General features: G+C 71.7%; 1 protein-coding gene. It reads right to left on the reverse strand.

The window, feature by feature from the left end:
- Positions 1-495: solute carrier family 23 protein (locus G3I78_RS47745; RefSeq protein ID WP_275424932.1), on the reverse strand; the 495-nt coding region annotated here is incomplete at both ends.

A 495-nucleotide genomic window follows, 5' to 3' on the forward strand; every position in this document is an offset into this window, starting at 1 on the left:
GCCCTCGAACGCCAGGTGGCCGACGGCCCAGGGGAAGTGGGCGATGCCGATGACGAGCGGCACGGCGGCGGTCGGGAGGTTGACCGGGTTGGAGAAGTCGACCTTGTTCTGCACCCAGATGCGCGCACCGAGGATGCCGATCATGCCGTAGAGCATCGTCGCCGCACCGCCCAGGACGCCGGCGGGGATGGTCGCGATGAGCGCGCCGAACTTCGGCGAGAGCGAGAGCACGAGCGCGGTCGCCGCCGCGACCCAGTAGGCCGCGGTCGAGTACACGCGGGTCGCGGCCATGACGCCGATGTTCTCGGCGTACGTCGTGGTGCCGGACCCGCCGCCGACGCCCGCGAGCGTGGTCGCGACGCCGTCCGCGAGGAGCGCGCGACCGGTGAGGTCGTCGAGGTTCTTGCCGGTCATCGCCGCGACCGACTTCACGTGCCCGACGTTCTCCGCGATGAGCACCAGCACGACGGGGACGACCAGCGCGAGCACGGCGAC

Source organism: Streptomyces sp. SID13726 (assembly GCF_010548375.1).
In the GTDB taxonomy this organism is placed as follows: domain Bacteria; phylum Actinomycetota; class Actinomycetes; order Streptomycetales; family Streptomycetaceae; genus Streptomyces.